General features: G+C 73.7%; 4 protein-coding genes. 2 read left to right on the top strand and 2 right to left on the bottom strand.

All coding sequences use genetic code 11. The features are described from left to right. Together ACWCSD_RS48000 and ACWCSD_RS47995 are read right to left on the bottom strand one after the other, a co-directional pair. Positions 1 to 631: nucleotidyltransferase domain-containing protein (locus ACWCSD_RS48000; RefSeq protein ID WP_449925728.1), on the bottom strand; the 631-nt coding region annotated here is incomplete at its 3' end. Further along, entirely contained in the window at positions 628 to 1,266 is a 639-nt protein-coding gene (locus ACWCSD_RS47995) for a nucleotidyltransferase domain-containing protein (protein ID WP_449925727.1), read from the bottom strand. The genes ACWCSD_RS48000 and ACWCSD_RS47995, both read right to left, overlap by 4 nt. 57 nt (positions 1,267 to 1,323) lie before the next feature. Between ACWCSD_RS47995 and ACWCSD_RS47990 the strand changes: the two genes are divergently transcribed. Together ACWCSD_RS47990 and ACWCSD_RS47985 are read left to right on the top strand one after the other, a co-directional pair. After that, positions 1,324 to 3,189, top strand: coding sequence for a propionyl-CoA synthetase (locus ACWCSD_RS47990; protein WP_449925725.1), 1,866 nt, complete (start codon positions 1,324 to 1,326; stop codon positions 3,187 to 3,189). Positions 3,190 to 3,265: 76 nt separating this feature from the next. Further along, positions 3,266 to 4,747 (top strand): NACHT domain-containing protein (locus tag ACWCSD_RS47985; protein WP_449925723.1); only part of this gene is annotated, 1,482 nt, incomplete at its 3' end.

The raw sequence follows: 4,747 nt of genomic DNA, 5'->3' as shown, positions 1-4,747 counted from the left end.
GCGCCACGTCCTCGGCCACACCCGCCACCTGCGGCGCCGCGCCGTGCTCGGCCTCCCGCTTGGCCGCCACCAGCTCCGGCAGGTACGGCGGCCCGTACGGCAGCAGCCGCGTCAGGTCGGCCTCCAGCTCCCCGGTGCGCATGAGGTGGGTGCCCGTCGCCAGCACGCGGAAGGTGTACAGCAGCGGCTTCAGCTCGCCCGTACGCCCGAACAACCGCCACTGCGTACGCGCGAACCCCAGGTAGTGGTGGGCGTGGTGCCGCGTCACGCATCCGGCCGCCAGCGCCACCAGCTCCTCGTGCACCGGCGAGGACGTCACCACCAGCGGCGACAGGAGCTGTTCGAGCACGTAACCGTTGCGGCCGAGGAGCAGGCGGCAGAACTTGACCAGGTCGTGCGTGACCAGGTCCACCTCGACGCCCTCGCGCGTCCACGTCCGGTCCAGCGTCTGCGGCCCGGTGCGCAGCCCGGCCACCTCCTCGACCGGCAGCACGTGCACGCCACGCAGGTCCACGTCGGAGTCCACGGACGGGAACCCGTACAGGTGGGCGCCGCTCACCGTGGCGAACGCCACCGGATACGGCTGCTCCGCGGGAACCTCAGGCAGCCAGGACGGCAGCAGCGTGTTCACAGGTGCTCCTTCCGCACGCTCACCAGGAAGTCCTCCACGCGTTCGCGGTCCGGCCGCTCCGGCAGGACACAGGGCGCGGCGGCCAGCTCCGCCGCCAGCGCGGCCCGCCAGGCGTCCACCTCGGCCCACGTGACCTCGCCGCGCCGGACCGCCAGCAGCCGTTCGCGGTGCGCCCCGACCTCCACCAGCGGCTCGCCGTGCCGCATCAGGTGCAGGCCGCTGAGCAGCAGCCGCAGCATGTGCATGGCCTGCTTCCACTTGGGCGCCGCCGGGTCGAGCCGCCGGAACTGGTCGACGGCGTACCCGGCGAAGGTCTGCCGCGCCCGCCGCGACACGAACGCCCCGCGCAGCTCGCGCAGCCGCCGCCCGGTCGGGGTCTCCATCTCCACGATCGGCGACCACAGGCACTCCAGCACCGTCGGGTTGGCCTCCAGAGCCAGCACGCAGAAGCGCTCCACCTCCCACGAGAACTGCTCGGGCAGCGGCCCGTCGCGGTGCGTGGGCGGCTTGGACAGCCGCCAGAAGTCCGCGGTGGGGGCCACGAACACGCCGCGCCGGTCGGTGTCGGACGCCGCGGTCTCCAGCCCGTACGCCCGCGACCCCGTCACGACGGACAGGATGAGATCGTCATTCATCCGGACACCCTCCCACGGGGCTTGCGTTCGGGGGCCGGCGGCTGGTCTGATCGAAAAGTGGGCGGCTATGACGAGGCTTACCGGCGGAGCATCCAGCGCCCGGAGGAGTTCTGGGCGCAGGCGGCGCGCGACATCGACTGGGACGTCGCGCCCGCCGTCGTCAGCGACGGGAGCCGGTGGTTCCCCGACGGACGGCTCAACACCTGCCACAACGCGCTCGACCGGCACGTCGCGGCCGGCCGCGGCGGCCAGGCGGCGCTGATATACGACAGCCCGGTCACCGGCGCCGTCCGCACGATCACCTACGCCGAGCTGCTCGACGAGGTGGCGCGGACGGCGGGCATGCTGAAGGCGCTCGGCGTGACGGCCGGCGACACCGTCGTGATCTACATGCCGATGGTGCCCGAGGCGGTCGTCGCGATGCTGGCCTGCGCGCGGCTCGGCGCGGTGCACTCGGTGGTGTTCGGCGGCTTCGCGGCCAGGGAGCTGGCCCTGCGCATCGAGCACGCCGAGCCCAAGGTGGTGCTCGCGGCCTCCTGCGGCATCGAGCCGGCCCGGGTCGTGGCCTACAAGCCGCTGCTCGACGCCGCCCTCGACCAGGCCGCCCACCGGCCCGCCCACTGCGTGATCCTGCAGCGCCCGCAGGGCCCCGCCGAGCTGACGCCGGGCCGCGACCTCGACTGGCACGAGTCCGTGCGCGCCGCCGAGCCCGCCGGGTGCGTCAGCGTGGCCGCCACCGACCCGCTCTACGTGCTCTACACCTCCGGCACCACCGGCCTGCCCAAGGGCGTGGTGCGCGACAACGGCGGCCACGCGGTCGCCCTGCGCTGGAGCATGACCAACGTCTACGGCGCCGCCCCCGGCGAGGTCTTCTGGGCCGCCTCCGACGTCGGCTGGGTCGTCGGCCACTCCTACATCGTCTACGCGCCGCTGCTGACCGGCTGCACGACCGTCCTGTACGAGGGCAAGCCCGTCGGCACGCCCGACCCCGGGGCGTTCTGGCGGGTGACCGCCCAGCACGGCGTGCGCACGCTGTTCACCGCGCCCACCGCGATCAGGGCCATCAAGAAGGAAGATCCCACCGGCAATTTCGCGAAAAAATGGGACCTGTCCGGGCTGCGGCATCTCTTCCTCGCCGGTGAGCGCCTCGACCCCGACACCTACCACTGGGCGAGCGACCTGCTCGGCGTCCCCGTCATCGACCACTGGTGGCAGACCGAGACCGGCTGGCCCGTCGCGGCCAACTGCGTCGGCATCGAGACCCTGCCGATCAAGCCGGGCTCGCCGACGAAACCCGTCCCGGGCTACGACGTGCGCGTGCTCGACGCCGAGGGCCGCGAGTGCCCGCCCGGGGTGGAGGGCGCGGTCACCGTCCGGCTGCCGCTGCCGCCCGGCTGCCTGCCCACCCTCTACCGCGACGAGGAGCGCTTCCGGGCCTCCTACCTGTCCCGCTACCCCGGCCACTACCTGACCGGCGACGGCGGCCACATCGACGCCGACGGCTACCTCTACGTCATGGGCCGCATCGACGACGTGATCAACGTGGCCGGCCACCGCCTGTCCACGGGCGCGATGGAGGAGGTGATCGCCGCCCATCCCGACGTCGCCGAGTGCGCGGTGATCGGGGTGGCCGACGCGCTGAAGGGGCAGCTCCCGGTCGGGTTCGTGGTGCTCAAGTCCGGCTCCGGCCGCGACCCGGCCGACGTCGAGCGCGAGCTGACCGCCCTGGTGCGCGAACGCGTCGGGCCGGTCGCCGCCTTCCGCCGGGCCGTGGTGGTCGCCCGGCTGCCCAAGACGCGCTCGGGCAAGATCCTGCGCGCCACGATGCGCGACATCGCCGACGGCCGGCCGTACGCCACGCCGTCCACCATCGAGGACCCCGGCGTGCTGCCGGAGATCGCCGACGCGGTGAAAGGCCCATAGCGGAGCGGGCGTCCGGGCAGCGCCGGGGGCGCCTCCCGGCGCATGATGGGACCTCCCGGTCCCGGAGAGAAGGCTGATGATCGAGACCCCGAGTTACGCCGACGCCCTGAGGGTGCTCGGCTGCAAGGAGGGCAGGCTCGTCAAGGTGGTCGGCTTCGCCGCGGCCGCCGCCCGCACGGGGTGGGCGCTGGCCGGGGGCGGGCTGCTCACCATGGGCCTGGCCGACCTGCGTTCCGACGTCGTGCGCTACGGCGAGGAGGTCATCCGCAGGATGCCCGAGCTGAAGGGCGGCGTGGACCGTTACACCCGCACCCAGCGCCTGGCCGCCGCGCACGCCGTGATCGTCGTCTCGGCCTGGTTCGAGGCGCTGGGGGAGGCCAAGCTGCCCTTCACCCTGGAGCAGCTCGACCGGGCCGACAAGATCTCGCACGGCGTGCCCACTCCCGAGCGCTTCGCCCGCCTGGTGGCCGGTCTGCTCATGGAACGCCTGCCCACCCCCGAGCCGCACGTGCCCTTCGCCGAGACCCGCCAGGCCGTCGAACGCGCCCACCTGCGCATGTCGGAGGCGATGGCCGGGTTCGTCGGCGGCCTCAGCGTGTGGGACGAGCTGCCCGTCGACGACCAGCTCCTGTTACCCCGGATGCTGGCCGAGGGCCCGCCCGCGCACGCCCTGCGCATCTACGACGAGGACTTCCGCTCGCTGTCCCTGGACAGCCACGAGTTCGGCGTGCGCAGCCTGGTCACCGACCGCCAGCCGCCGGGCACCGGCCTGTCGCGGGTGGCCTGGCTGCTGGCCGAGCTGGCCCCGCCGCGGGTCGGCGACCGTCCCATGATCCACCGGGTCAGGATGGCGGCGAACGCGCTCGACCGTCCCCTGCTGGCCGCCGGCAAGCTGCCCGAGGACGTCTCGCTCCCACTGCTCGGCGAGGGCTACCTCAGCCCGCGCTGCCGGGTCGCCGAGCTGACCCGCGAGTCCGACCCCTCCTCCGTGGGCTGGTGGCGGGACCAGCGCCTGCTGCCCGACGCCGAGGCGTTCCTCGTCGGCCACCTCACCTCGCTGCGCGCCACCCAGGCGCCCCTGCTGGTGCTCGGCGAGCCCGGCGCGGGCAAGTCCAAGCTGACCGAGGTGCTCGGCGCCCGCCTGGCCAGGTCGGAGTTCCTGCCGATCAGGGTGGAGCTGCCGCGCGTCTCGCCGCGCGCGCCGGTCGCCGAGCAGATCGAGCAGGCCGTCGCCGCCGTGCTGGAGGAGGAGGTCGCCTACGCCGACCTGGTCGCCGCGGGCGACGGCGCGCTGCCGGTGATCCTGCTCGACGGCTTCGACGAGTTGCTGCAGGGCGGCGTCAACCGCTACGACTACCTCGGGCACCTGCAGGAGTTCCAGCGCCGCGAGGCCGCGCTGGGACGGCCCGTCGTGGTGATCGTGACCAGCCGGACCGTGGTGGCCGACCGCATCAGGTTCCCCGACGGGCTGCTGGCGCTGCAGCTCCAGCCGTTCGAGGACGACCAGGTGCGCCAGTGGCTCGACATCTGGGACCAGGCCAACCGCGCCCTGCTGGCC

The sequence above is a fragment of the Nonomuraea sp. NPDC001684 genome (genome assembly GCF_053596515.1).
This window is presented reverse-complemented; position numbering and strand designations above follow the sequence as displayed.